The 26,101-nt window shown below is 50.8% G+C and carries 21 protein-coding genes; 8 read left to right on the forward strand and 13 right to left on the reverse strand.

What is annotated here, in order from left to right:
* The first annotated feature begins 158 nt into the window (after positions 1-158).
* The 3 genes from KS4_RS04335 to KS4_RS04345 all read left to right on the forward strand — a co-directional run bounded on the left by KS4_RS04335 (position 159) and on the right by KS4_RS04345 (position 3,642).
* On the forward strand, positions 159-1,334 hold the full coding sequence (locus tag KS4_RS04335; protein WP_145075114.1) for a hypothetical protein: 1,176 nt from the start codon (positions 159-161) through the stop codon (positions 1,332-1,334).
* 446 nt (positions 1,335-1,780) lie between these two features.
* Positions 1,781-2,638, forward strand: a complete 858-nt coding sequence (locus KS4_RS04340; protein WP_145075117.1) for a mechanosensitive ion channel family protein — start codon at positions 1,781-1,783, stop codon at positions 2,636-2,638.
* A 224-nt stretch (positions 2,639-2,862) separates the two neighbouring features.
* On the forward strand, positions 2,863-3,642 hold the full coding sequence (locus KS4_RS04345) for a PEP-CTERM sorting domain-containing protein (RefSeq protein WP_145075119.1): 780 nt from the start codon (positions 2,863-2,865) through the stop codon (positions 3,640-3,642).
* Between the two features lie 369 nt (positions 3,643-4,011).
* Here KS4_RS04345 and KS4_RS04350 read toward each other — a convergent pair whose 3' ends face one another.
* The 10 genes from KS4_RS04350 to KS4_RS04395 all read right to left on the reverse strand — a co-directional run bounded on the left by KS4_RS04350 (position 4,012) and on the right by KS4_RS04395 (position 16,343).
* Positions 4,012-7,347, reverse strand: a complete 3,336-nt coding sequence (locus KS4_RS04350; RefSeq protein ID WP_145075122.1) for an autotransporter family protein — start codon at positions 7,345-7,347, stop codon at positions 4,012-4,014.
* A gap of 193 nt (positions 7,348-7,540) precedes the next feature.
* Complete coding sequence (locus KS4_RS04355) at positions 7,541-8,020, reverse strand: hypothetical protein (protein WP_145075125.1); 480 nt, start codon at positions 8,018-8,020, stop codon at positions 7,541-7,543.
* Positions 8,021-8,145: 125 nt separating this feature from the next.
* Complete coding sequence (locus tag KS4_RS04360; RefSeq protein WP_145075127.1) at positions 8,146-9,162, reverse strand: beta-ketoacyl-ACP synthase III; 1,017 nt, start codon at positions 9,160-9,162, stop codon at positions 8,146-8,148.
* Entirely contained in the window at positions 9,162-10,199 is a 1,038-nt protein-coding gene (plsX, locus tag KS4_RS04365; protein WP_145075130.1) for a phosphate acyltransferase PlsX, read from the reverse strand. Before plsX ends, KS4_RS04360 begins: the two co-directional genes overlap by 1 nt.
* 4 nt (positions 10,200-10,203) lie before the next feature.
* On the reverse strand, positions 10,204-10,389 hold the full coding sequence (rpmF, locus tag KS4_RS04370) for a 50S ribosomal protein L32 (protein ID WP_145075133.1): 186 nt from the start codon (positions 10,387-10,389) through the stop codon (positions 10,204-10,206).
* Between the two features lie 486 nt (positions 10,390-10,875).
* Positions 10,876-12,948 (reverse strand): sodium:solute symporter family protein, encoded by a 2,073-nt coding sequence (locus KS4_RS17495; RefSeq protein ID WP_200761567.1) that lies wholly within the window; start codon positions 12,946-12,948, stop codon positions 10,876-10,878.
* Positions 12,945-13,316 (reverse strand): DUF4212 domain-containing protein, encoded by a 372-nt coding sequence (locus tag KS4_RS04380; protein ID WP_145075136.1) that lies wholly within the window; start codon positions 13,314-13,316, stop codon positions 12,945-12,947. Before KS4_RS04380 ends, KS4_RS17495 begins: the two co-directional genes overlap by 4 nt.
* A 227-nt stretch (positions 13,317-13,543) precedes the next feature.
* The gene (locus KS4_RS04385) at positions 13,544-14,452 is read right to left on the reverse strand and encodes a DUF2231 domain-containing protein (RefSeq protein ID WP_200761568.1); all 909 of its coding nucleotides are present in this window, start codon (positions 14,450-14,452) and stop codon (positions 13,544-13,546) included.
* 55 nt (positions 14,453-14,507) lie between these two features.
* Positions 14,508-14,975: a hypothetical protein gene (locus tag KS4_RS04390; RefSeq protein WP_145075140.1), complete on the reverse strand. Its 468-nt coding sequence runs from the start codon at positions 14,973-14,975 to the stop codon at positions 14,508-14,510.
* A gap of 291 nt (positions 14,976-15,266) precedes the next feature.
* Positions 15,267-16,343 (reverse strand): Gfo/Idh/MocA family protein, encoded by a 1,077-nt coding sequence (locus tag KS4_RS04395; RefSeq protein ID WP_145075143.1) that lies wholly within the window; start codon positions 16,341-16,343, stop codon positions 15,267-15,269.
* A 259-nt stretch (positions 16,344-16,602) separates the two neighbouring features.
* Here KS4_RS04395 and KS4_RS04400 point away from each other — a divergent pair, with 259 nt between their 5' ends.
* The 5 genes from KS4_RS04400 (at position 16,603) to KS4_RS04420 (ending at position 23,177) form a co-directional block, all read left to right on the forward strand.
* Positions 16,603-17,655: a vWA domain-containing protein gene (locus tag KS4_RS04400; protein ID WP_145075146.1), complete on the forward strand. Its 1,053-nt coding sequence runs from the start codon at positions 16,603-16,605 to the stop codon at positions 17,653-17,655.
* Between the two features lie 347 nt (positions 17,656-18,002).
* On the forward strand, positions 18,003-19,169 hold the full coding sequence (locus tag KS4_RS04405) for a MotA/TolQ/ExbB proton channel family protein (protein WP_145075149.1): 1,167 nt from the start codon (positions 18,003-18,005) through the stop codon (positions 19,167-19,169).
* A 50-nt stretch (positions 19,170-19,219) separates the two neighbouring features.
* A complete protein-coding gene (locus tag KS4_RS04410) occupies positions 19,220-19,708 on the forward strand; it encodes an ExbD/TolR family protein (RefSeq protein WP_200761569.1) in 489 nt (162 codons plus the stop codon).
* Positions 19,709-19,727: 19 nt separating this feature from the next.
* On the forward strand, positions 19,728-20,279 hold the full coding sequence (locus KS4_RS04415) for an ExbD/TolR family protein (RefSeq protein ID WP_145075155.1): 552 nt from the start codon (positions 19,728-19,730) through the stop codon (positions 20,277-20,279).
* Between the two features lie 45 nt (positions 20,280-20,324).
* Positions 20,325-23,177: a hypothetical protein gene (locus tag KS4_RS04420; RefSeq protein ID WP_145075158.1), complete on the forward strand. Its 2,853-nt coding sequence runs from the start codon at positions 20,325-20,327 to the stop codon at positions 23,175-23,177.
* A gap of 23 nt (positions 23,178-23,200) precedes the next feature.
* Here KS4_RS04420 and KS4_RS04425 read toward each other — a convergent pair whose 3' ends face one another.
* The 3 genes from KS4_RS04425 to KS4_RS04435 form a co-directional block, all read right to left on the reverse strand.
* Entirely contained in the window at positions 23,201-24,709 is a 1,509-nt protein-coding gene (locus KS4_RS04425) for an MGH1-like glycoside hydrolase domain-containing protein (RefSeq protein ID WP_145075161.1), read from the reverse strand.
* A gap of 225 nt (positions 24,710-24,934) precedes the next feature.
* Positions 24,935-25,201, reverse strand: a complete 267-nt coding sequence (locus KS4_RS04430; protein WP_145075165.1) for an HPr family phosphocarrier protein — start codon at positions 25,199-25,201, stop codon at positions 24,935-24,937.
* Between the two features lie 189 nt (positions 25,202-25,390).
* Entirely contained in the window at positions 25,391-25,867 is a 477-nt protein-coding gene (locus KS4_RS04435; RefSeq protein WP_145075168.1) for a PTS sugar transporter subunit IIA, read from the reverse strand.
* Positions 25,868-26,101: the final 234 nt, after the last annotated feature.

The following is a 26,101-nucleotide window of genomic DNA, read 5'->3' on the forward strand; positions in this document are numbered from 1 at the left end:
ACCCCTTATTTTCACTCACAGCCCCGTTCAGTCGCCAAAACCCGCATAATCTGCAAATTCCGCAAAATCCACATTCAGATCCCTCTCCTTATCCCCGATAACACCCCAGTAAGCACGTTTTACACCTTTAGTACTCTGTCCACGCCAAGGCCACCGCCATGCTCAAGCCAGCCCCCACATCCCAGACCCAAGCCCCCACGCTCGCCCCGCGCCCTTCTCGCCTTCGCTCAGCCGCCGCGGTTGCCCACCTCGCTTCTCGTATTCACACCACCCGCTACAAGCTCCGCAAGATTGCCGACTGGAATCCACTCCCCAACCCAACCCCCGGCTACTCCCTCATCCTTGGCATCAATGCCCCGCTCCTCAATCTCCTCCCCCTCCACCTCGAACTCCTTGCCAAACAAAACACACAAAATCTCCATGAGATCATCCTCGTCGTCGATACCCCGCATCACCTGCTCAAAACAACACTCCCCCAGCAGCTCACCGCCCAATACCCACAATTCAAACTCCGCTTCCACTACTACTCGCCCGAACAATACCTCACCCTCAAAAAGCTCAACTGGTCCAAATGCTATTCCTTCCTCTCATGGGCCCTTGGCCTATCCCTCGTCGAGTCCCGCTATGCACTCCTACACGACTACGACGCCTTCATTCTCGATCCCAACTTCCTCGAATCTCGCTACGCCAACATCACCCGCACCAACGCCAAATTCCTTGGCCTCCAAACCTACTCACACTCACAAATCACACCACAAGATAACCTCGCCGCTACATGGGAAATGATCTTCGACGCTCAACACGTCCGCAACAACCACAAGCCCCTCGATATCTTCAATCGCCTCACCTACTTCCATCACCGTGCCGTTAACCTCGACACCTTCCACTACATTCAGCATCGCTCAAGATCCATCCACGTCATCCCCGCCAAAAACTTCAGCACAACCCTCATGCACGCCACGCAAATGATCTGTCAGTGCACCCACCTTCATCAGCAAACCCCATATCTCGCCCCGCAAAACACAACCCTTCTCTTGGCCCCTTATCTCCTCTACGCCGCTGGCGATCCCACCCAACTTGAGAACATCACACAACAGCTTAGCGCCAATCATCCCCCGCGTTTTCTCAATCTCTTTAATCGCAACGCTGATTTCTCTACCCTTATCCCTGATCGATTGAACGGCCTACGCACCATGGCCACCACCATTGAACAAGCTCTCGGCCATGCATCGCTTCGCCCTGAACCCGCACACTACTTCCATCTCCTTCAAAAACTCATCCCGCATCAGCTCCATCAAGACCTTCAATTCCCAACCCTTCAGCAAGCCGCATAATCATCCTCCCCTCCCCCCAAAAAAAATAAAAATCCTTCCATCCTCCCATACGACACGCTCCTCAGCGAAAAAAGGACTTGATCAAATCCACGCCAAGCCCATGACCGCCGGCCATGGGGTGTTTTGCAATGACCGATCAATTGCTCCCAAAACCGAACATTTACACGATGATTAACGCACATAAGATCCGCCTGTTATAGTATCGATTAATGCATAACAATCTAACCATTAGTTAGCCTTGTCTGTTATTCCCCTTCACATTGCCATTTCTTTCGCTCTTTCTTCTCTACAGTTTCCTATCGCATCTCTCTGCCCAATCCATCACCTTCGCCACGCCCACTATCCGTGAAAAATAAAATTGCTCATCATGTTTCTACTCGCATGCCAAGTAGATACGATATACATCTATTAGTAACCCGTTCTATACTTGATGCGTAGGTGTACCCATGCTCAAAGATCTCTGGGCCCATGCCTGGTTCAATAACCTCGTTGCCTCAATCGTTTTCGTGATCGCGCTGTTGATCTTGCGCGCCTTAACCCTCCGTTGGATTAAAGCTTCGCCAATCAAATCCGGTGACTATCGCCGCCGCTGGCTTGGCTGGATCCATCAGGCCTTCATCTTCACCGCAATCCTCGGCCTCATCATCATCTGGGCCACTGAAATACAAACCCTCGCCATCTCACTCGTTGCTTTCGCCGTCGCCATCATCCTCGCCACCAAAGAACTCATCCTCTGCTTCACCGGCGGTATGCTCAAAGCATCCACCGGTATGTTCACCATCGGTGATCGCATTCGCATCAACGACTTCCGCGGCCAAGTTGTTTCGCAAGGCATCCTCTCCACCAAGCTCCTCGAAATCGGCCCCGGCGAACGCGCTCATCAATACACCGGCCGCACCCTTAATGTCCCCAACTCACTCCTCCTCTCCGTCCCCACCGTCAATGAAACCATCACCGGCCGATACGGCTTCCTCTCCTTCACCGTCCCCATCAATATCGATGAAGATTGGCGTCTCCATCAGGATTGGCTCCTCGAAGCCGCCGAGCTTGCCTGCAAGCCACACATCGATGACGCACGTCGCAACATCGATGCCTTTGTAGAAAAGAAGTTCATGGACAACATCACTGCCAACCCGCGCGTGGTCCTCACCATTCCCGACGCGGATCACATCGAGCTTGTTGTCCGCGTCCCCGTACCCGGCGGCGAAGAGGGCCGCATCCAACGACTCATTATCCGCAAGTACCTTCAACTCCGACAGCCACACGAAGAATCCGAAGTTAGCAACGATTCATCAAACGCATAATCGCCTGTTATCTCATATACAAAATCTACAGTTAAGTGTTTTCCGTACTCTCATCGCTTTTCTCCAAAGTGCGTTGTAAATCACTTGTTTTTCCCTACAATCTCGCTTCTGAGCAGCATCTCTCTGGGGAGGGTACATCAATCCCGCCAAGTTGTTTCGCCTGTGAGAGAACTACGATCAACGCGATCGCTGCGCGATGACCACAACCGTATTTGGAGAGATTGATGTTTCTAAACAAACTTACCTGTCGTATCAAAACCACACTAGCCATCTGCGCTCTTACACTCACAGCCAATTTAGCTACCAACGCCACTGTCATGGCAGACACATTCACAATCGATTACGCTGGTGTGTTCCTCATCAACAACGGTGGTGAACTCATCAGCTCCGCATTACCTGCAAGTCTTTCCAGCGGTTCCGTTGGTGAGCAAAACCAAGTCATGAAGCTTGCCGGCGTTACCTCGTTTCATGGCTTCCGTCTTTCCTACGATGCATTCATTCTTCGATGGACTGGCAGGACACGCACGCCACTTACCACTGGAGATATGATGCATATCGCCGGTGAATACGACATCACGGTTCCCACATCGACACCCGTATCTTCAACATTGCATTTTTACGTATCTGACGCAATCTTTAATTACAGCCGCATCAATGGTTATTCTGATGATCCATCTACGCTCAAAGTCCAGGAGTCAAACACCGGCGCACTGGCGACAAACCTTGTGAACGCCGATGGTAACGACACTCACACCTTTACTTTCAATCATCAAACACCAATCCTGCAATTCGAAGATAGAGTTGAATGGGAAGCGGGTACGCGCTGGCAGGTCGAGCTAAAAGTGTATGCCTCGCTCGGCCACAATGATCGTATTACTGTGACTGTCCCTAATGACTCCATCGACTTTACTCAAGGGACGCTTCCTGGCATCCCAGAGCCTGCATCGCTTTCTTTGTTTGCACTCGGATCACTTGCACTGATTCGCCGCAAAGAACGCGCATAAATTCTGGAAATAACAATACTCGAAGCCCGGCTTTTGCGGGCTTTTTTGTGCGCACAAAAAAGCAAGTTGCCTGAGTCGCATTTGTGTGATTGCGGTCAAAAACTGCTTGTTTTTTAGTAAAATCAGTTCGTCTATGATGGGAACTTGATGTTTTTTTGCAAAGTCGAACCCAAACGATTCAAAACGAAATACGTACTTTGAAGTGGTAGGCAGATCGGTAACAAGTTGATGTTTCGACGGTTAAATGATGCGTGATTCGTATGCTGTAATTTTTGTGCGCACGGAGCATTTTCCTGTGCGCACGGTTTGTTCAATTCTCTGCAGGGCAGGGGCGCACAAAAGAGAATGTTGTTGCCCCGATTTTTGGGATCAGAAATTAAACCTGAGGCCGGCGGAGAGGCGCTGGGCTTCCATTTCATCGTGGAAGAGTGTGGTGTCAAAAGTGGTGTGGAAGATGAGTTTATCGGAGAGCGCCCAGAGCGAACCGAGAGAGAGATTGACGTAGTTCTCGTCAGTGGAGTCGACAAAGGCTTTGAATGGGTTGGATGGGTCGCCGATAAAGGAGACGTTTGTGGATCGCTGCTGGTCGATGAACTGGTGTTCATATGATGCTGAGATGAACGGCTCTAATACAGAGTTAGATAGTTCGTATTTGAAGGAATCGAGAGCGCCGATGGAGGTGGTGAGAGAATCGGTGGACTGTGATTTGACGTTGAGGCCGAGTGCGCCGACTTCGGTTTCGGTGTAGCCTGCGATGTTTGAGTTTGCGTAGCGGAGGTAGGCGAAGGGTGTGAGGATGAGGTTTTTGATTGGGGTTTCGGGGATGAGATAGTTGATGCCTGCTTCGGCGGTGAACTGGTGGTTGTGTGTGTTGCCGAGGGCGGTTTCGCCGTTGAAGAGATTGCGTTCGAGTTGGTAATCGGCGTAGGTGTAGCCGAGGGTAGCGTCGAAGCGCAGGTTAGGTGATGCGTAGTAGTTTGCGTAGATCTGTGTGTTGAGCGCGTTGGTTTCGGATGAGCCGAGTGAGTTAAGGTTGTCGGTGGTGACGTAGGCGTAACCGATGGCCGCGCCGAGCCGGAGGTTTTCGGTGGCCATGAAGTCGGCGCCGATGAGGAAATCGGATTGATAAGACTCGAAACCGACTTGATTTGCAGTAGAATTGTGATCGGTGTGTGAGTATGAGGAGGTGAGGAAGAGGCCGCCTGAGTTGCGGTTGAACCAATCGAAAATGGGTGAGCCAGAGAGCGACTCGCTGTCAGCGGAGAGCATGAGCATGTAATCGGTTGGCTCTTGCTGTGATGCGGCTAACGGTTGGTTAGGTTGGTGTGGTTGGTTTGAGGTTGGATTGAAGGCGAAGGTTTGTCCTTGCTGGACGGCGTTGAAGCGGCTGTGCATGGCGGAGGCATTGGAGGACGCGAGGTTGGCTGCGGTTGCGGATTGTGAGAGGAGATTGTTTTGTTGGAGGGACTGGACGGCGGCTTGCTGTTTGAGTGGGGTTGTGAGGTTGAGGATGTCGGTGACGACGGTGTTGAAGGCTGTGTTGTTTTTAGCGGCTTGGTCGATTGCGGACATGGTTTGGGTCATGCCGGTGGATGTTGGTGTGATGGTGGGTGAGATGCCGGCGGCTTTGACAATCAGTTTCATGAAGTCGGGGATGTTGTCGTCGTCGGCGGTATTGAGGACGATCTCGTACATGAGGCCTGCGGCTGGCGTTGGGAGAAAGGTGTTTGTGAATGAACCTTCGAGTGAGCCTGTGCCGTCTTCGCCGGCTTTGATGAGGGTGTATTCGTCGCCTGCTTCGAAGGCTGCGTCGTGGATTCTGTCTTCGGGAAGACCCATGTCGTTGAGGAAACTTGCGGTATGGTCGATTACACGAAGATCGCCAGCAAGGGTGAGGGTTTGGTCGTCGTTTATGACGATTCTTGCGGAAAAGAAATTGTTGGATGTAACGCCGAAATCTTGCATATCCTGCTCATTAAGCCAGAGGATGTTGAATTGGAGTTCCTTTGCTGGATTGAGTGTGTGGCTTTTATTGATGTAGGTTGATTTGGCTGTTGTTGGACTAATGATGGTGTTGCCGTTGATTGTGACATCACCGTCGAGGACGGTGTATGCGAAAGTTGCGTTGCCGTTGATGATGATTTGGCCGTTGTTTAGTGTTGAGAGTTGTGTGAGGTCATCGATTGCGTCGTCCTTGAAATCACCGTTGAATGTGATGATTGCATTGTCTGCGATGAAGGTTGATTCAGGGATTTCGGAGTCTTCGCTGAGGTTTAGTGTGATGGGTGAGTTATTCTTGGCGTGGAAGGTTGAGTCGAAATCAGCATCGATTTTGCCGGTGAATGTGAGGGATTCGTTTGTGCTGTCATTGAGGACGTATGCATTATTGAAGTTGATGGCTCCGGGGTGGAATCCGTTGGGATCGGAGTAGCCGGAGGTGATGTTGCCGTAGCCTGAGAGGGTAGGGTCGGATACGTCTGCGTTGTAGCCATGGAAAGCGATGAAGGCGTCGGAATCGGAACCATCGGAGACGGTGCCGATTGCGGAGATGGTTGCGTTTTCTAGTTGGTAGTTTGCGTAGCGGAAGTAGTGGTGAGAGCCTGGAGCGTAGTTAATTTTGGCAGCACGAAGGGTACTGTCTTGGACTGAGACATCGCCATCGAGGTAGAAGGATATGTTGCCGGTGGTGGTGATGATGGAATTGGATCTGGCGTAACAACGATCGACGACAGAAAGTTCGGTTACATCGCTGGTTGCGTAGCCGAAGTTGATGCCGCCATCGCCGGCTTCGAGATAGGTTTCGTGGGCGGTGAAATCGATCGTGTGGGCTGCGATATTAATATTGTTTGAAGCGTAGATACCTTGGCCGTTGGTATTGCAGACGCCTGTGTTGAAATAGGCGGTGTTTTGAGTGATGCCGTCACCGGCGAAAGAGATTGAGCCGGTTTTGATGGTGCATTGTGTGCCATGTATTTGAGATTGATCTGCGAGGCCGAATGCTATTTGCGAGTTGTTTGTGTTGTTGGGATCGGCATCATCATCAAGCAGTACTTTTGCGTTGTTGGTCACGTCAAGTGAGTAGTATTTACCATTGTCGGTGTTGGCAAGGATGTTTTTAGCTTTGAGGGTGCCGCCGACGAGGGAGGCGTCATTCATGCCGGAGCCGCTGAGGATGAGGTTGTTGCCGATGTTGATTGCGTTGTTGTCGCGTGCTGTATCATCGGAGCCGTAGGCGATGAGGCTTGTGTAGCCGGCTGTGTTTGTGCTGTTGAGTGTGAGGTCATTGGCAACGTTGAGAGTTGAACCTTCGTAGACGTAGAGTGCGGCGGGGATGTTGATGGCGTGGATATCGCGTGTGATGAGAGCGTTTTGTACGCTGAGGGTCGAGGATTGGATTTTGAGTTGGTCGTCAAAATGCTTGGCGTTGAAGGTTAGGTCCTTGGCTTGGGAGGCAGTGTTGACGAGGACGGTTGTGCCTGAGGTTGTGTTGCCTGTGAAGGTGGCGTCGATGGTTGAGGTGGGAAGTGTTGTTGAGGTCCAGTTGTTGTTGTCAGAGTAAAGACCGTTGCCTGCGGTGCCGGTCCAGTTGACTTCGGTGGGGGTGCTACCAGCTTGGGCGTAAGGGTTGAGCCAAAGCATTGAGGTTGCAGCGATGGCTGTGAGGGCTGCGGTGGTGAAGTGTGCGGTGTTGTTGACGATTGACATGGGATGCCTCCGGAATCGTACTGTTTCAGTTTTGTATAAATTGTTGCTGGGACGTGAGATATGTCCCGGAGACAGGCTAATATGAGTATCGTTTGTGACGGGGATTTACTTAAGTGGAGTTTGATATAGACCTATAAAAAAAACGCGATCCGTGGATCGCGTTTTTTGGGAACATTCAATGATAAATCGTAACTTAGTAGTGACCAGAACCACCATTAGTGGTTATTGCAGTATTTAGTTCAAAGAAGGTGTTGTTAAGAATTTCAATTATTACGCCTTCAGTTCCGTACCATTCTTCAGATTTACTCTTGTCTAAATGTATCGTGTCGTCTGAAAAATCAATCTTTGCACTTGCAAAGTACTGAATCAAAGTAAAGGCGTCATTAAATGTGATTTCATGTCCAAGTATATGAGAGTAGTCATTCCGGAGGTTATTGAATTGAATGAGTGCATTCATGAAATCATCAGTCACAAAATCATAATCCCTACACCTTTCAACCTTCTTCGGAAATGGCCATTTCCAAGGCGTTTCGCCATGATTTTTTATTTGTAGAAGTTCAACAAGCATTGCTTCAATCGTTAGATGTCCCACTAATATCGTTACTATAAGATCACGTTGCGGGTTTTGATTAAGCCACATATCAAACTGAGGTTTAATTTTTGCTTTTCTCATTGCAGCATTTTAAGTGAGGAGCAGCCTGTATAAAAGGGAGTCGATAGGCTAATAAAAAACGCGACCGGGAGGTCGCGTTTTGGGAGATTTGTTTTGTTTTGTTTTGTTGTGATGTGGTCGGGAGCTTAGAGCTTCCAGAGGCTGGTGCCCCAGCTTAATCCGCCGCCTTGAGCGACGAAGATGACGTAGTCGCCTTCTTTGATTTTTTCCTGATCCATGAGTTCATGGAGGCAGAGGCCGACGGTGCCGGCGGAGGAGTTGCCGTAACGGTCGATGTTGACGTAGACCTTGTCGATGGGGAAGCCAAGCTTCTTCCATGCGGTTTGGAGCATACGCAGATTTGATTGGTGGGGGATGACCATCTTGACTTGGTCGGCGGTGATGCCGGCGCGGCTCATGGCTTCATCGACACAGTCTGCCAATGCGTTGACGGCAAACTTGTAGACGGCTTTGCCGTTCATCTGGATGGTGTTGTATGCCCCACTGAAGGCTTCTTTTTCGCTTTCAGGGATGTCTGCATCGGTGCGCGGTACGTAGAGGACTTCGCCTCGTTCACCGTCAGACCACATGCCTTGGTAGAGGCAACCGACTTCAGGGTCGTCACTTGCGGAGAGGACGGCGGCACCGGCGGCGTCTCCGAAGAGTACGCAAGTGCGACGGTCTTTCCAGTCGGTGATTTTGCTGAGTGCGTCAGCGCCACATACGGCGATGTTTTTGTAGTGTCCGGACTCGATCATGCATGAAGCGGTGTTGATTGCTGCGACAAAGCCGGTACAGGCGATGTTCAGGTCGTAGGCTCCGCATGGGATGGCACCGAGTTTCTTGACGACGGTAGCCGCCATGGCAGGGCAGATGACATCCTGAGTCATCGAGGCAACGATGACCATGTCGAGATCTTTGGGGTCGATATTAGCGTTCTCACAGGCTTGCCTGATGGCACCGGTGGCTAGATCGCTGGTGTCTTGACCATCAGCGATGATATAGCGGGTTTTGATGCCGGTACGCTGTGTGATCCACTCGTCATTGGTGTCGACCATCTTGGAGAGGTCTTCATTGGTGAGAGCTTTGTTTGGGATACACATGCCGGTGCCGGTGATTTTGACACCCGCTGGACGCGAGAGACTGCGTCTTGTTCCTTGCATTAGGCTGATTCCTCTGCGACTACTTCGGAATTTGCGAACGCCTCCACGATGGCGTCATTCACATGATGCTCCGCATACGAGATCGCTTTGCGGATTGCATTTTTGATGGTTCTAGCCTGGCTTGAACCGTGGCAGATCATGCAGATGCTGTTCGCTCCGAGCAGTGGCGCGCCACCATACTCATGATAATCGTGTTTCTTCCAGACCCGTTTTGCGACAGGTTCGAACTGCATGGCAAGCCCGGGGTCTTCTTCGAGGATTTCGTGGGCGATGATCTCGAAGAGTCCTTTTGAAAGGCCTTCGGAAAGTTTTAGCACGACATTGCCGGTAAAACCTTCACACACGACGACGTCCGCCATCCCTTTAAAGAGAGAACGACCTTCGCAGTAACCAACATAGTTGATTGAAGAATCGCTCTTAATAATTTCGTTTGTTTCTTTAACAAGGGAGTTGCCCTTGTTTTCTTCGCCACCGATGGAGAGTAGTGCGACTCTGGGGTTGTCGACGCCGAGGACTTCGCGGGAATAGATCGCGGACATTTTGGCGTACTGGTAGAGGTGTGAGGGCCGTGGTTCGGGGTTTGCGCCGACATCACAGAGGACGACGGGGCCGTGGAACGTTGGCAGGATGATTGCGATTCCGGGGCGGTGAACGCCTGGGAGTCGGCGCAGTGACATTTGTGCGGCTGCGACACAAGCGCCGGTGTTGCCGGCACTGATGATCACGTCGACTTTTTTGTCGCCTGCTTTGCGTCCGGCCATCTTACCCATGACAACGAGGGAGCTGTCAGGCTTATCACGGATCGCCTGTACGGGTGACTCGCCCATGCCGATGGACTGGGTGGTGCCGACAATTTCGAGGCGTTGCTTATCATCGTCACTCAGGGTGCGTTCGGCAATCGCTTCTTCAATCAGCTCCTGGTCACCGATAAGCACAAGCGTGTCATCGGAGGAGAGAAGTTCAATCGCGTCGAGGCACCCAGTGATGATGGCATCTGGGGCGTTATCGCCCCCCATCACGTCTACTGCAATGCGCACGGGATTAGTCTTCCTTCGAGTTGAGTTGTAGTTTCAGGCCTGGGCGTACGTACCCGCAGTCACTGCATGCTGCGTGTGGCAATTTGATGCCGCCGCAGTTGGGGCAGCTGACGGAGACGCGCGCTTTAATTGCGTCGTGGCTACGACGGATGCGGCCTCTGGTACGACTCTGTCTCTGTTGTGGAACCATGGTTCTACTTTCCAAATACTACTGTTCAAGTTGAAATAAATCTCACCATTGGTTGGGTCGGGATGTGTTCATGGCACAATCGGCCCAGAATGGTGTTCAGGAAACCGCAAAGGGTAGCTTTGCGGGGGTATTCCGTCAACCTGACCCCTAACGGGGCCCGGACAGAAAATAGGTTTTAAAAGGTGCGAAAATACGGTTGTGGGGCTGTGTCGCGGGGGGGGTGTAGCAGCATGGGGGATAAATGAGGGTTGAGGGGCTGTAGGTGGGGGTCTGAAGAGTCTGTAGTTGTTTATGTGACTGTTTTTCGCGGATTTGAGGGGGATTGAGTATTTTTGAGGGATTCAGAAATCTTACACAATCTTAAGGCGTGAGTCATGTGGCGTCATGGTGAGATTGCGTGTTCTCTGGATATTGGGTGAAAAAAAATACCACGGAGAAGGACTCCGTGGCAATTCCTATTTATCACAAGATTTTGAGGGCAATGGGTTAAGCGTTGATGAGATCGGCTGCGGTGCTGGCGGGCTCGTGTTCGAGATCGACGGCTGGTGGTTCGTATTCGGGTTCGCGGATGGATGCGATCATCTCTTGCACTTTCTCGTTGGGGCCTGTGGTGAACGGAACGAGTGAGAGTGTGAGTACGAAGTTGATGATCATGCCGACGACGCCGATGCCTTGGGGGCCGATGCCGAAGCACCAGTGTGGCATTTTGAAGTAGACGGCGGCGATGATGTAAAAGGCGGTAAAGGCGATGCCAGCAATCATGCCGGTGATGGCCGCGGTGGTGCCGACACGTTTTGAGAAGATGCCGAGGACGATGGCTGGGAAGAATGAGGCGGCGGCGAGGCCGAAGGCGAAGGCAACGACTTGTGAGACGAAGCCTGGGGGGTAGATGCCGAAGAGTCCGGCGATGACGACGGCGAAGCCAATGGTGACGCGACCGACGGCGAGGCGTGAAGTTTCGGAGGCGTTGTTATTAAGGATGCGGAAGTAGAGGTCGTGTGCGACGGAAGATGAGATGACGAGTAGTAGACCTGAAGCGGTTGAGAGTGCGGCGGCGAGAGCGCCTGCGGCGATGAATGCGATGATCCAGTTGGAGAGTTCAGCCATTTCAGGTGTTGCGAGGACGATGATGTCACGGTCTGGGCCTGAGAGATTTTTGGCGGTGAGTATTTGCCGGGCATCAGCGCCTTGCTGGCCGTTTGAGTCGAGCCAGAGCTGATGGTTGGTGCGGAGTGTTCCGAGTTCTGCGGCGATGGCGCCGGAGCCTGTACGGAAGATTTCGTTGTCTTCGCGTCCGGTGTATTTGAGTTTGCCGTCGTTGTCGCCATCGAAGAATGCGATGAGTCCAGTGCGTTCCCAGTTAAAGAACCAGTGCGGAAGTTCGGAGAGGATGTCGCCTGTGGTTTTGTGGATGATGTAGCGTTTTTGTCCGGCGGCAGTGGTGAATGAGGTGAATTCAGGGGCGAATGAGCCATCGGTGCCGTGATCGACGGCGATGCGTGGGATGCTATCGGCATCGTTGATGAGTTTGAGCGTTTGGCCGGTGTCGGTTGTGATGCCTTGTGGCGGGAGTGGGACGTTGTAGGTTCGGTTGTTGAGTGTGGTGAGCATGTAGTATCGTGCGAATGCGGCTGTTGACGGCGCGGTGAGGTAGAGGCCGGCCATGAAGAAGAGTGCCCAGAAGGCTGACCATCGTGCGGCTTTGACGTTTTTAACGGTGTAGAAACGGACGATGACGTGGGGTAGTCCTGCGGTGCCGACCATGAGAACGAGTGCTACGCAGAACATGTTGAGGAGTTTATTGAATCCGCCGCCGGATTCGCCGGAAGCGGCGGTGTAAGAGCCGAAGCCGAGGTCACTGCCGATGTCGTTGAGTTTATCGAGGAAGAATGCGGAGGATTGTGTGGTTGTGTCGGTGATGGTTGAGCCGAGTCCTAACTGTGGGATAGGGTTGCCAGTGAGCTTGATTGAGATGGCGATCGCGGGGATGAGGAATGCAGTGATGAGGATCCAGAATTGGGCGACTTGAGTCCATGTGATGCCTTTCATGCCGCCGAGTGTGGCGTAGATGAAGACGATGATCATGCCGATGATGACGCCGTAGGTGACGGGGACTTCGAGGAAGCGAGAAAAGACGATACCGACACCGCGCATTTGTCCAGCGACGTATGTGAAGGAGATAAAGATTGCACATATCACTGCGACGAGCCGGGCGAAGTCCGAGGAGTAGCGGTCGCCGATAAAATCGGGAACCGTAAAGTGTCCGAACTTTCGGAGGTATGGTGCGAGGAGTAGCGCGAGGAGTACGAACCCACCCGTCCATCCCATGAGGTATTGTCCACCGGCGTAGCCCATGGTTGCGATGAGTCCTGCCATGCCGATGAAAGATGCGGCTGACATCCAGTCGGCGGCGGTTGCCATACCGTTGGCGGAAGCAGGGATGCCTCGTCCGGCGACGTAGAAGCCTTTGGTGTCTTTGACACGAGCCCGCCATGCGATGAAGAGATAGAGCGTGAAGGTGATGCCGACGAATATGTAAGTCCATGTCATGACGTTCATACGACACCTCCGTCATTGTTTTTGGATTTGGTATGAAGTTCGTCTAACTCGCGCTTATGGAGGTTGTCGATTTTATTCATTGTGAGCGCGTAGATGAGGATGATGATGACGAAGATGATGATGGCGCCTTGTTGGGCGAACCAGAAACCAAGTGGATAGCCTGTGCCGGGGAAGTTGAATTGGTTGAGCCAGTCGGCGAAAAGGATGCCGCAGCCGAGGCCTGCGGCGGCCCAGATGAGCAGGAGGATGCCCATGACGCGGATATTGCGTTCCCAGTATTTTTGAATCGATTTTACGATGATAGGATTCGAGTAATCTATCTTACGCTTAGGTTTTTGGTCAGGGGGTGCGGGTGGCTGATCGTGCATGTTTGGGCTCCTACAATGAAACAGGATAGCGACATCGCTTCATTATTTATGAAGCGATACAGCGGATGATTAGATAAGAAATACTGAGTCTAAAAGATGATTCAGCTAGGGAACCAATCGGGATGAAGCAAGATCGTAAAGATAAATATGATAAAGGTGCAAATGGTTTTTTTAATATTGTGGGAAGAGTGGTATATGGGGTATGGCGAGTAAGTATTCAGGTGATTTTACCAGGTATAATGATCGATTCCGAAGACGAGAGCGCTGCCGAAGAAACCAACGCAGCAGATTAATGGAGCGATGATGAAGAGTATGATACGTAGAGGAAGTCGAGAGCGAGATTCAGGTTTTACGGAGTGATATTCGAGAGAAATGAGTGCGAGGAAGGCGAGTATGGTGGTGGCGATGCCGAGGAAGCGGTGGGTGTTGAGGATCCATTGTTTGTGGGGTGCGAGTATGAGGTAGGCGGCGTCGAAGAGACCGAGCGCGGTGGCGAGTAAGGCGGCGAAGGCGCCGAGCCAAAGGGTGAAGCGTGTGATGGATTTGAGTGAGTGTTGTTGGGTGGTGATGAGGAGGAATTCGGAAAGGGCGGCCACAAGAAGGAGTGAGATGGGGAAGTGTGAGGATGCGGGATGAAACTGGCCGAGGAACTGAATGATTTTGCGTGAAGCCGAGATGCGGGGTTGATCGATGGTGACGGTGCGTTCTGTGAGGGGGATGTCGTGGATGATGACGGTGGATTGATCGCGGGTGGCGGCGCCTGACTCGATCCACCATTTCACGGTTTCTTTTTGTTTCTCAGAGAGTGGGGGGATGTCGGAGTCAGGTGGCGGCATTTCGTCGGATTCGATGACTTCCCAGATGTAGGATTGATCGGGTTTTGTGGGGACGATGTAGTTGGGATCGGCGGCGAGCTGTTTGAGGTTGAGTATGAAGTCGAAGCCGCCTTCGGGGTCGTCGAGATCGGGGCCATGGCATTGTGCACAATGGTTGAGGAAGATGATGTGGACTTGTTCGGAGAGAATGAGTGAACGTTTGTGTTCGGTGTCATTGGTGTTGGAGGTTGGGGAGGTTTGCGCGTAAAGCAAAGCTGCGGTCATCAAAAGCATGAGCAGTGGTGGGAAGAGGTATTTCATGTGCATGTCCTGATTTTTAGGGTTTTGTGAGATCAGGATTGGGAATCGCTACCTACTAGTCTTTGAATTTTTTGTGGCTGGCTCGTTGGGTTTGCTTGACTTCGGAAAGGAATTGCGCGGCTTGCTTTTTGTTGCCGAGAAGGAGTGCGTTTTCGGCTTGAGCGAGGTTGATGATGACGTCGTTCATTTGGATGCGATACTCGGCGATGAGTTTGGGTTGCTCGGCGGGGGAGGCGTCTTCGATGATGTGGACGACGTGGGCTTGGTCTTTGGCGGTGAGTATGTGCTTGAGCATTTCAGCGGTGATATCGGCGGCTTGCTGTTCTTGGCCGTCTGCGCGAAGGGTTTTGTTCAGGTCACGGAAAAGGTCTTTGAGTTCTTCCATGGCGTGTTCGAGTGCTTCATCTTTATCGGCGGGTTCGGCGCGATCGTTGGCTGAGGAGGTCAGTGACCAAAAGCCAAGTGAGAGGGTGGCGAGTAGGATGAAAAGAGGAAGGCGGCGGCGCATTGTGGGCGTCGACATGGTGAATCTCCGTTATGAAAAGAATTTTCTCGTGTTTCCGCTGGTTATGGTGATGGTTTATTAGGGACGCGTCAATAGTAATTTTGATGTGGTGCGATGGATATAAGGAGTAGAAGTGGGGATTGATCTTGCAGGTACAGGGGAAGTTGGTTGGCGGGGCACTCCATGAACTGCGGTCATCGGCTTGATGGGTGGAGCCCGTTATATCGTTTGGGAAGGGATGGTATGAAAAAAAGATGCAATGGTGTGATTGCATCCTTTGGGATTTGTTGGTTTTTTTAGGGGGGGAGGTTATTTGATTTTGACTTCTTTGCCGCCTTGGTCGGCGGATTTGTAGATGGCGTCGAGCATTTGCTGAACCATGAGGCCGTCTTCGATGGGTGCGATGGGCTTGGAGCCGTAGAGGATGTGGTCGATGAAGTTTCTAATCTTAAGATAGAAATTTTCAGCGAAGTCGGGTTGAGGGAGGTGGTGGGGTTTGGTGTCGACCATGTAGCCGTTTTCATCTTTAAAGATGCGTGAGTCATCCCAGGTTGCGCCGCCTTTGGTGCCCATGAGTTGGAAGTCGATTTTATTTTCTGGGATATGTGCGGCGAAGGATGATTCGACTTGGATGACGGCACCGTTGTCGAATCGGATGTGGCCGACGGCGAGATCTTCGACGTCGTAGGTTTTGTAGTCCCAACCCTTCCAGATGGATTCGACTTGGTCGGAAGGTTTGTTGCCGAGGTAAGTCCATGTCATGCCTGATGCGGCGACGGGCTTGGGTGAACCCATGGCGTAGTGGCACATTTCGAGGGAGTGGACGCCGATGTCGATCATGGGACCGCCGCCTTGCAGGGCTTTTTGGCCGAAGACTCCCCAATTGGGGATGCCGCGGCGTCGTAGCGCGTGGACTTTGCCGTAGAGGACGTCGCCGATAACGCCTGAGTCGACTTGTTTTTTGATGAATTGGGTGCGTGGGTCGAAACGCCATTGGTATGCGACGATGATTTTTTTGCGAGCTTTTTTAGCGGCATCGATCATGCGCTTGCCTTCACGAGCGTTCATCGCCATGGGTTTTTCGACCATGACGTGTGCGCCAGCGTTTGATGCGGCGATGGAGGCAGGAGCGTGGAGGCTGTTGGGTGTGCAGACGAAGACAACGTCGGGTTTGGTTTCCCTGAGCATCTGTTTGTAATTGGTGTAGAGGATGTCGTGGGGCAGGTCATGCTTTTCGGCGCGGGCGAGCATGGTGTCCATGTTGATGTCGGCGAGCGCGGCGACTTCGATTTCATCGATGCGTTTGAAGCAATCGTGATAGATGTCGGTGATGCCGCCTGAACCGATGAAGGCGGCTTTTAGTTTTTTAGTTTGTTTCGCACCCATGGTTACTCCATTGCAGCGTTTACGAGGTGAGGATGATCGGGTGTGATCGTTGTTTGGTCTTTGAACGTTGATCGCGCATTATCGCGGATGGGATGTGGGACGCAATGCGAAATTGAAGAATGTCATAAAAAGAATGTGTGGAGGTGTGGATCGGGAGAAAAATGTATGAATGGGAGAGAATAGGGTGCAAGGACATGTATGGGGGCAGTATGATGTGATCGGATGATTTGTGAACGATCGAGGGCAGGCATTGAACGATATGAGTGAAACACAAAGACAGGATGTGGCTGATGGTCAGGGCGCTGGCGGGGGTGTTGGGGGTGAGCAGGAGCCGGTGCATCCGTTGGCGGCGCTGCGGGCAGATTTGGCAGAGTTTGGGACGATTGAATGGCAGAAGAAAGATGAGCGGACGCTGTTAGAGCGTTATATGCCGTTCATTTTGTCGATGGGTATACATGTGGGTTTGGTTGTGGGTGCGATCTTTGCGGTATGGACAACGATTGTGGTGGTGGCGGATCATGAGACGGTGGTGCCGAATATTGAGTTGGGACAGAGGCCGGGGGCGCCTTTGAAGCAGTCGAAGGCGAAGTCGGTTGAGTCTCAATCTTTGACGAGTAAGCGAACGATTACGGAGGTGGAAACGTCGCAGTCGACGTTGTCGCCGCAGCCGATTACGAATTTACCTTTGGTGGGTATGGCGGGTGGGATGTCGAAGATGAATCCGTTTGCGGCGGATGTGGGTGGTGGTGCTGAATTTCGCGCGTCGTTTTTTGGGTCAGCGGGTAATGCGCGAACGGTTGTGTTTGTGGTTGATGCATCGGGATCGTTGATTGACACGTTGCCTACGGTGTTGAGGGAATTGCAAAAATCGATTCGCAAGTTATCTGATCGTCAGAATTTCACGGTGATTTTTTTTCAGGGCAAGCGGGCGTTTGAGGTGCCGCCTCGTGGTTTGAAGCAGGGGACGGCGGCGTTGAAGCAGCAAGTGATTGAATGGATAGATCCGGCGGCTCATCAAGTTGAACCGGGCGAGCAGACGAATCCGTTGCGGGCATTGGGGATGGCGCTTGGGTATAAGCCGGACTTGGTGTTTTTGCTGTCGGATAATATTACGGGGCAGGGGGTTTATGAGGTGGATCAGAAGCGATTGATCAATGAGATTGCGCGATCGAATCATCGTGGTACACGGATCAATACGATTCAGTTTTTGTATGCGGATCCATTAGAGGGCGAGGGGAGGCCGGGGACGATGCGGTTGATTGCGGAACAAACGGGTGGGCTATTTAAATTTGTGGAAGAAGGAGATCTTTAGTCCGTCTTATAGGGTAGAGGGGCGTAGGGGGCGGTGCGCGGGTGTGAGGGAGTCTGTATTGAAGGATTGCTGCAAGATCTTGGGTTAGGGGAACTTGCGACAATCTATTGGTTGATGAAAAGGGTTTGAGAACCTTGGAATCTGGGCGCAAAAGAATTACAATGAAAACCACGATCAAGGGAATTCAGGGTTAACTTGATGGGTATGAATCGGGGGAATGTTTGTTTGGGCTGGTCGATCGTTGATCAATGAAGATGATGCTGATGTTATGAGCTGCTGAGTTGTGAGATGAGGCGGCGAAGCGGGGGGATGTAGCAGAGGCAGTAGATAGAACAGAGGATGTACGTATGCGGCGAATGGTCGTCATCGTGACGGGAATATTGATGCTGATGTTGCCTATGAATGTGGCGTTTGCGCAGTCAGATGGCTCGGAGGTTTCTTGGTTTCGTCAGTTTATGTGGGCGGGAGATTTTTTGGGTTTGGTGATCATATGGACATTGCTAGCGATGTCTGCATTCTCGATTGGATTTTCTGTGAATCTGATGCTGGGTTATCGTCGTAAGAAGATGATGCCAGAAGAGACGCTGAAGAAGATTGAGGTGCAGTTGGGTAATCGGCAATACCGCGAAGCGATTACTGAGGCGGATAATAATCCATCGTATTTGTGTAAGATCATTGGGGCGGCATTGCATGAAGCACCGAATGGTTTTGTGTCGATGGAGCGAGCGATTGAAGAGACGTCGGATAACGAGACGGTTAGGATACTGAGGCCGTTGGAGTACTTGAATGTGTTGGGGAATATTGCACCGATGGTCGGTTTGTTCGGGACGGTGTACGGGATGATTCGGGCGTTTCAGGAGTTGGTTGCTGCGGGAGGCAATGCAGAGCCGGGCAAGTTGGCGGCGGGTATTTCGACGGCATTGATAACGACGTTTTGGGGTTTGGTTGTTGCGGTTCCGGCGTTGACGGCCTATGCACTGATTAGGAACAAGGTTGATGCGTATGCATCGGAGGCAGTGTTGGTCGCAGAGAGTCTAATAGCGCCGTTTAAGCCGACACAGGTGGCGATTCAGCAGGCGCGTATGCAACAAGCACAATTGCAGGCACAGATTCAGGCTCAGGCTCAGGCTCAGGTCTTAGCTAGAAATCAGGGGTCGGGGATGGGACCATCACCGGTTCAGCAGGCGGGTGCGGTGCAACAGGAACAGGGACAAGGCCAGCAAGTTCAGTCGCAACAGCCCGTACCGCAGAATGTGCAGCAAGCTCCGGTGGTGGAGGATGTGCAACCGGTGAACGATGGGTCGCAGGGTGAGGTGATGGCAGAGGTGGAAGCGGAGCCGGCGCAAGGGCAGCCGAATGTGGATACTGATCGTGCTCAGGCTGGATCGGGTGCGGGGTATTCGTTAGCGGATGCGGTGAATGATCAACCTTCGACTGAGCATCGAAAAATGAGTTCGCCGTTGTTGTCGGCGGCGGCGTCGCAGCAGCAGAAGATACAGGAACGTAAGCAGTAATTGGCTTGATTGTTTTTACTGTGTGCTAGATGGGGTTTGAAGAGTTCTGTATGAGATCATTTGTTCACAAAACTGGCCCGGCAACGCCGAGCATGAATTTGACGCCGCTGATTGACATCGTCTTTTTGCTGGTGGTTTTTTTTATGTTGGCGTCGACGATGGTGACGAAGCAATCAGTAAAAATGATTGTTCCAGATTTAGAGCAGCCTGAGACGCGAGAGATGCCGGAGAAGGATCGGATTGTTGTCAATATCGCCCCGAAGACAGGTGATCGAGACAAGCGTGCTCCGTTGGATTATGACGGCAAGCCAGAATTTGTGCAGATTGGGGCTTACGGGACATTTAAGATTGATGATCATGAGAAGATTGTTGAGGCGATTAAGTTGATGGCGGATCGTAATCCATCGGCGGAGGTTTATTTGCGTGCGGATGCTGCGATATTTTATGAGCAGATCGAACCGATCATGGATGATATTACGAAGAGTGGCATTGCGAGGGTGAACCTCGTGGCGTACTTGCCAGAAGAAGCGGCTAACTGATTGATAGAGGCGTGCTGACTTGAGTACGGATGAAGGACAACAAAATTCAGAGCAGTTTATGGCGCAAGGCTGTGCTGTGGATGACGAATATGTGCCTGTGCGGAAACGGCGGTTGCTGCCTCCTGCGAAGATGCAGTTGCAGATTACCTCTTTGATTGATGTGATTTTTCAGTTGCTGATTTACTTTATCGTGACAGCATCTTTTGTGATGGGTGAGGGAGCGTTGCCGGCGAATTTGCCGCATGGTGGGGATCAGGCAACATCGGAAGCGGCACACCCGGAGCAGCCTTTGAATATTGTGTTGACGCCGGTGGGGAATTCATCTGTGCGTATTGAAGTGGAAGGTTTTCGTAAGCCAACAGAATCGTTTGTGCAGTTGCAGAGTTACTTGACGATGTTGCAGTACAACCCGAAGAAAAAACGATCGGGTTTTTACAAGCCCAGTAATCCTGTCATCATCAAGCCAGTGGGACAGGTCAGGTGGCAGCATGTGTTGAATGCATTTAATTCAGCTGTTTCGATTGGTTATGAGAATGTATCGTTTGCGAGAGTCGAGAGATTTGTTGAGTAGTTTGGGGTGGATGTTAATGGTTAGTAAATATGGGATTTTCGATCTATGAAGCGAAAAAATGGTCAGTTGGTGTCAAAGTTTTGGCGGTGCGTGCTGTGTGTTTTGATCGGTATGTTGTTAGGTGTGAAGGGTTGGTCGGCGGAGTTTGATGAGGGATTGGTCGAGCCGATGGCAATGAATGGGGAGGTGTTGGAAAGCTATACGCACGGGTTGGGAGATTATCATCTTGCGTACTTATTTTCATCAGAGGCGGATCAATCAGAGGTTGTAAAAGAACGAAAGGCAGTTGAAGCTAGGATTCGGTTTGATGATTACATTCGACGCGCACGGCAGGCAGCTGAGACTAATCAGGCGTTAGCGAATCGGTTGCAGGATTTGGGACTTGAAGCGTTGGATGAGGTACAGCGATCTTATCGTGAGATGGTTGAGGCGTTTGGGAATTCGCCACGGCGGCCGATATGGCTGACGAATATGGCGGAGTTGAAGTTACAGCAGATTTTGCAGATCAAGTATGGCTTTGCATCGGAGTCGTGCCGATATGGTGTGCCAACGCGTGTGCAGGAAATTGCATATGCAGAGGTGGTGCGTGAGGCGTTTTTTTTATTAGCAGAGGCAGATGCGAGTTTATATAAGCTGCAGACGCGATTGCCGCGATCGCCGGGTTTTGCAGCGTTGAAGACGCGAGGGTTGCCGGGGATGTTGTTTGATGAGTATGCGGCAAAACGTGTGCCGTTCTATCTTGGGATTGCGTCGATTTATGTAGCGACATTGCCGGCTGATGATATCTATTTTACAGGTGAATATGACAAGACGAATAGTTTGCTGATACGTAAGGAAACGATTGAGGCAGAGCGGAAACGGTTGCTGGGAATTGGATTGGGGCGTTTGGATGGTTTTGTAACAGATCAGGGGGATGTGGCGGGTGTTCGATTTTCGGCGATGTTGCATGCATCTTATGCGCTATTTATGCGTGAAGAATATCAATCATCGATTCAGTTGTTGCAGCCACTGCTTAGATCGCAGCGACGTGATTTGACGACTTTGGGGGCGCAAATGTTATACGCACATGCGCTGGCAAAGAGTGATGTGCGGACGGCATTGGGTGAATTGAGGCGGTTGCAGGGATCACATCCGATTGTGATTCAGTCGCCCATCTTTAAGTTGATGGTTGTTGATGCAATGTTTCGCGTGCAGGTTGATAATCTTGAACAGTTGCGTCGCGGACAGGATGGTGAATCTGCGCTTGGGCAAGCATTCAATGTGTATTATGAATTGATTGAAAGCCCGTCGTTGAGTGAGATGGAGCGGCAACAGATTAGTTACATGGTTGCGCAACGTTTTGAACGATTGGTGGCTTATGTTGATGATGTAAATCAGATGCCTGCACGCGTGCGGATGTTAATGACCGATTATGGTTTACAGCAGATGCAGGAAGCGATTGCGCGTGGTGAGCAAAATGTCGAGGGGAGTGAGCTGAACCGGTATTACCGATTGATACTGGATTTGGCGAAATCTTTGGATGAGGTTGATGTGGAGCCTGAGGTGAGGGCAAGAGTGGGATATAATGCGGCAATAGCGATGTATTTGCCAGATAAGCAATCGATGGAAAATTTGCAGGAGGTGGCAAATATTCTGGCGGAGCTAGCAAAGAAATTTCCGCAGCAATCAGTGTCTGTGAAGGCGATCACTTTTGCGACGGAAACGTTGCAACATCTTCATCAGAAATATCCGGATGTTGGTCGTATTGGTGATGATTATGCGGATGCGGCAGAGACGTTATTTAATGCATTTTCTGTCTCGAAAGCTGCAGACAATCAGCGTGTTTATTATGCGTTTTATCTGTTGCAGGGTAAAGGGCAATATGCTGCTGCGGCGGGGCATTACAAGCTTGTGCCGTTTGATCATCCTCAGTATTACGATGCCCAGCGTGAACTGATGTTTTGCTATGATGCACAGATTTCTCTGAAGCAGCAGGCAAATCAAAACTTTGATATTTTACTTGAGGCGATGAATGCGGATGCGAGGCGGATATTACGTGAGGTATCGAAGGAAGATAAAAATATTGCGGAACGATCTGGGAAAGCGCAGATTGCTGAAGCGGTGACGGTGATGTTGCAAGCGGCAGGAATGGAGATGCGGGGAGCTTATGCGGATGCAGTCGCGTTGCTGGACGAGTCGGATGTAGATTTTGAGGCTTATTCAAACTTGTTACCCCGTGTACTGCAGGTGAGGATTAGCGCTTTGATTGGATTGCAGCAGTTGTCAGAGGCGGCGGCTTTATCGAAGACGTTTATGCAAGCGAGGCCGGAGCTGGCAGCGGCAACGATTGATCAGTTGCTGAAGCAGATCAATCGGCGATTTGATGTCGTGTTGAATCCATTGAATGAGTTGTTGCCACATGAGCGATTAAAGAAAGAAGCGCAGGCAGTTTTGACGTTGGCTGAAACGTTTCAGGTTGCGAATGAGGATGGTTTGATACAGCCGGGGTTGGATGATGAGTACTTGGCGAATATGGACATTATTAAATCGCGGGCGTATCGCGTTCTGGGGAGACCACAGGAGGCTGTGGATTTGCTTGGGCCTCAGACTGTGAAGTTTGGTGATGTGCTTGAATTGATTATGGCATATGGGGATGCTAATTATGATTTAGGCACAAGTGAATCATTGGAAAGAGCACGTGTGCAGTATCGTATGGTGATGGGTTCTTATACTGAGAAACCATATCCCGAGGTGTATTACCATGCATGGTTGAATTACTTGAAGGCGTGTATTGAGGGAGATGTGCAAGTTGAGGACGTGCCGTTGTATGTGGGGCAGCTGCGTATGCGTGATAGTGAGTTAGGTGGCGAGGTGTTTAAGAAAGCATTCGACGATTTGATTGAGCGGGTTAATCAATAGGGCGATGTGTTTGTGGTGGTAATTTAGAGAGTGATGGCCACTTTAACGTGGCCTGTACCGGAAATGGGGATCATGCCGAGATCAGCAGCTTCATCGTTGCCGGTAATGGTGATGCTAGGTTCGAGGGGAGTTGCGCGACGTATTGTTAAGTCGATTGTCCAGTTGTGCCATTTCAGATTAATTAAGCTCATTTCATCAATGCCTTTGGGGAGGTGTGGATGAAATCTCATGCCTGTATCACTTGCACGGATTCCAAGGATGCAGTGGAGGACCATATTCATGTAGGCTGTGGCTGACCATGTTTGATGGGTGCATGATTTTGTTAGGACAATACCGTCTTGCTCGCTGATCTCTTGGAGACCGCCATACATTTCGGTAGTATCTGGATGGTAGATTTCAGCGAATTGTTGATCGCGGATGGCGTGATTGAGTAAATTGTTGAATTCAAAATCGAAGAGATCATGTTGTTTATGTAAGCATGCTGCAAGTGCCCAGAAACCTTGTATGAAAGGCCAAACGGCGCAGTGGCGGCCGACGGCTCGCGCGTCTGGTTCGTCAATGTCTATGAGTTGATTAGGATGGTTGAATTTTTCAAGGTATTTTAGTGGCTTGGGATATGCTTGATAGCGTTTGTAGTCGGGGTAGATTGAGGGGATGCCAGCGTTGCTGATGGGTTGATTTTTGAAGACGAGATTACGCTGCCTATCGTCCGCGATTTTGAAGATGATCGCGTAGCTTTGCCCGAGTGCTTCGGATTCTTCTGTGTAGCCGATGGGGTCGCATAAGTAACGGTAATAGCCTTTATCCTCGCACCAAAAATGCTTGTTAATTGCTTTGATCAGGCGGTTTTCTTTTACTTGCCAATGATGGTGATCGTTGATTCTTATGGTGTGTTTAATTTGATGAAGGCAACTGTATGCTTGAGCGTAGATACAGTTTGTAGAGAAGGTTTTGATTGGGAACCCTTCGCCGAGGTTACGGCATTTATCAGGATTAAAGTTTTTCCAATCGTAGATTCCACCTGTTGCTGTTGCGTACGGATCGGGGTATCCGGAGCAGCCATCCCAACCGGGGCCGAAGAAAAGATCATCTGTAGTGTCCATCTCCTGCTCTTCGAGCTGGCGGATGGTGTTGACTCCAGCTTCGTATGCTTTTCGGAGGAAGTTATTGTCGCGGGTGTGGAGCCAATGATCCCATGCGCCCCAGATCCAGATGATTTTGTCCCAGTATTCGCCACTGATGATGGTATTGTCATTGTGTTTGGTAAGGACGGACAGGAGCGTGTTTTTTGCGATTTGTGGTAGAAGAAGTGAGCAGCTGAATATGCTGTTGATGGCGGCGTCACGAGTCCATGGGGAACTGTAATCATTTCCTGCCATAATACAGGGTTTGGGGTTGGGCATATCTTTGGTTTGGTATGATTTGATATTTGATTTCAGATCCTTGATGGCAATTTGCCAGGCATCGACGACCGATTTCATCGAGCATGAAAGCTGAATGTGGTTTACTTCTCGGATCAGAGTATCGGTCATGAGGTGCTCCGGATGCTTGAAGGGCAACAGTTGCTCAATTTTATGCAACCTCAAATACAAGTCAACGAAATTTTGGGTTTTAGTGATGTGTACGCAGGCAACGTCGACTGATTGCAAGGCAGGAAGATTGGAAACATGAAATGGTTGGTATTAGATGTCAAAAAGCTGAACATTGTTGCGTGTTCAGCTTAGTAATTAGTTGATTGTATATGGGGGTTAGGCGATTCACTCTTCATCGAACTTGCGATCGACGAGGTCTTTAAGGCCGGCTACGGCTGCGTCAGCGTCGTCACCATCTGCGATGATATCGAGTTGGGTGCCTTTGGTTGCGGCGAGCATCATGAGGTGCATGATTGATTTGCCGTCGACTTCTTGACCGTCTTTTACAACTTTGATGGAACTGTTGTAGCCGGTGGCCGTATCAACGAACGCCATTGCAGGACGCGCGTGCATCCCGAGCGAATTCGTGATTGTTACGGTCGTTTTGGCCATCGTTGGCTCCATCGGCTCATTTCAAGGCTTGGTGGTCGTTGTGTGGGTATAGTTTTAGTCGCGAATGATGCGTTTCACTCGCTCCAAGTGATACCTTATTATAGGTAATTTACCACGTAACGTCAGATTACAGTGGATCCATTCTCAGTCCACATGGTTGCTTCCGGAGATGAATCAATGTTTGGGACGTTAACCTGGGAGTTGCTGAGTATCGGCTTCATTGAGCAGATCTTTGATTTCGTCGGCACTGGTTGATTGGCGAAGAAAACGTCGGAACTGATCTTTTTGGAGGTTAGAAAAGATGTTTTCCATTGCCTGGAGGTGTTCATCAGGGCTATCTTTGGGGCTAAGGAGCATGAAGATGGAGTAGACGGGTTGTTTATCAAGGGCGTTGAAATCGACACCTTTTTGACTGACACCGACTGCGGCCTGCATTTTTGTGATGCGTTCATGTTTGACGTGCGGTACGGCGACCCCTTTGCCAAAACCTGTTGAGCCATGATTTTCGCGTTCGATAATCATGCTGACCAGTTCGTCTTTCAGGTCTGCGGGGACGGTGCCTGTTTCAACAAGTTTGTCCAAAACTTCATTGATAGCGGCATCGCGTTCTGTGGCCTGGAGATCTGAAATCAGAGCGTTGGTGCAGACGAAGTCGAGTAGTTTCATTCTATAACCTCAAAAAAAGCAAATGATTACAGGTGTTATCTTGCCGTGTGTATGTTTACACTGCGGCTGATTGGTCTTGGGTTTCAAATCAGGTGGTCCGGTTCCAAGCTTGGAGACCATTGGACTGTTACAGCTTAGGCCGAGTTGGGTTCGGCATGCTGCATACCCTGAGGAGGGATCCCGCCCTGAACACACTCAGATGGGTCGCGTTTAACAGCGACACGATCGTAAACC

Origin of the sequence: Poriferisphaera corsica (assembly GCF_007747445.1) — a bacterium.
GTDB classification, from domain to species: Bacteria; Planctomycetota; Phycisphaerae; order Phycisphaerales; family Phycisphaeraceae; genus Poriferisphaera; species Poriferisphaera corsica.

Excerpts from the sequence above, each read along its gene's own strand:
- KS4_RS04385 (WP_200761568.1), bottom strand. The coding sequence starts at position 14,452 with ATGAAATACCTCTTCCCACCACTGCTCATGCTTTTGATGACCGCAGCT.
- KS4_RS04425 (WP_145075161.1), bottom strand. The coding sequence starts at position 24,709 with ATGACCGATACTCTGATCCGAGAAGTAAACCACATTCAGCTTTCATGC.
- KS4_RS04340 (WP_145075117.1), top strand. The coding sequence starts at position 1,781 with ATGCTCAAAGATCTCTGGGCCCATGCCTGGTTCAATAACCTCGTTGCC.
- KS4_RS04335 (WP_145075114.1), top strand. The coding sequence starts at position 159 with ATGCTCAAGCCAGCCCCCACATCCCAGACCCAAGCCCCCACGCTCGCC.
- KS4_RS04345 (WP_145075119.1), top strand. The coding sequence starts at position 2,863 with ATGTTTCTAAACAAACTTACCTGTCGTATCAAAACCACACTAGCCATC.
- KS4_RS04435 (WP_145075168.1), bottom strand. The coding sequence starts at position 25,867 with ATGAAACTACTCGACTTCGTCTGCACCAACGCTCTGATTTCAGATCTC.
- KS4_RS04430 (WP_145075165.1), bottom strand. The coding sequence starts at position 25,201 with ATGGCCAAAACGACCGTAACAATCACGAATTCGCTCGGGATGCACGCG.
- KS4_RS04400 (WP_145075146.1), top strand. The coding sequence starts at position 16,603 with ATGAGTGAAACACAAAGACAGGATGTGGCTGATGGTCAGGGCGCTGGC.
- KS4_RS04355 (WP_145075125.1), bottom strand. The coding sequence starts at position 8,020 with ATGAGAAAAGCAAAAATTAAACCTCAGTTTGATATGTGGCTTAATCAA.
- KS4_RS04360 (WP_145075127.1), bottom strand. The coding sequence starts at position 9,162 with ATGCAAGGAACAAGACGCAGTCTCTCGCGTCCAGCGGGTGTCAAAATC.
- KS4_RS04420 (WP_145075158.1), top strand. The coding sequence starts at position 20,325 with ATGAAGCGAAAAAATGGTCAGTTGGTGTCAAAGTTTTGGCGGTGCGTG.
- KS4_RS04405 (WP_145075149.1), top strand. The coding sequence starts at position 18,003 with ATGCGGCGAATGGTCGTCATCGTGACGGGAATATTGATGCTGATGTTG.
- KS4_RS17495 (WP_200761567.1), bottom strand. The coding sequence starts at position 12,948 with ATGAACGTCATGACATGGACTTACATATTCGTCGGCATCACCTTCACG.
- KS4_RS04410 (WP_200761569.1), top strand. The coding sequence starts at position 19,220 with ATGAGATCATTTGTTCACAAAACTGGCCCGGCAACGCCGAGCATGAAT.
- KS4_RS04380 (WP_145075136.1), bottom strand. The coding sequence starts at position 13,316 with ATGCACGATCAGCCACCCGCACCCCCTGACCAAAAACCTAAGCGTAAG.
- KS4_RS04350 (WP_145075122.1), bottom strand. The coding sequence starts at position 7,347 with ATGTCAATCGTCAACAACACCGCACACTTCACCACCGCAGCCCTCACA.
- KS4_RS04390 (WP_145075140.1), bottom strand. The coding sequence starts at position 14,975 with ATGTCGACGCCCACAATGCGCCGCCGCCTTCCTCTTTTCATCCTACTC.
- KS4_RS04395 (WP_145075143.1), bottom strand. The coding sequence starts at position 16,343 with ATGGGTGCGAAACAAACTAAAAAACTAAAAGCCGCCTTCATCGGTTCA.
- rpmF (WP_145075133.1), bottom strand. The coding sequence starts at position 10,389 with ATGGTTCCACAACAGAGACAGAGTCGTACCAGAGGCCGCATCCGTCGT.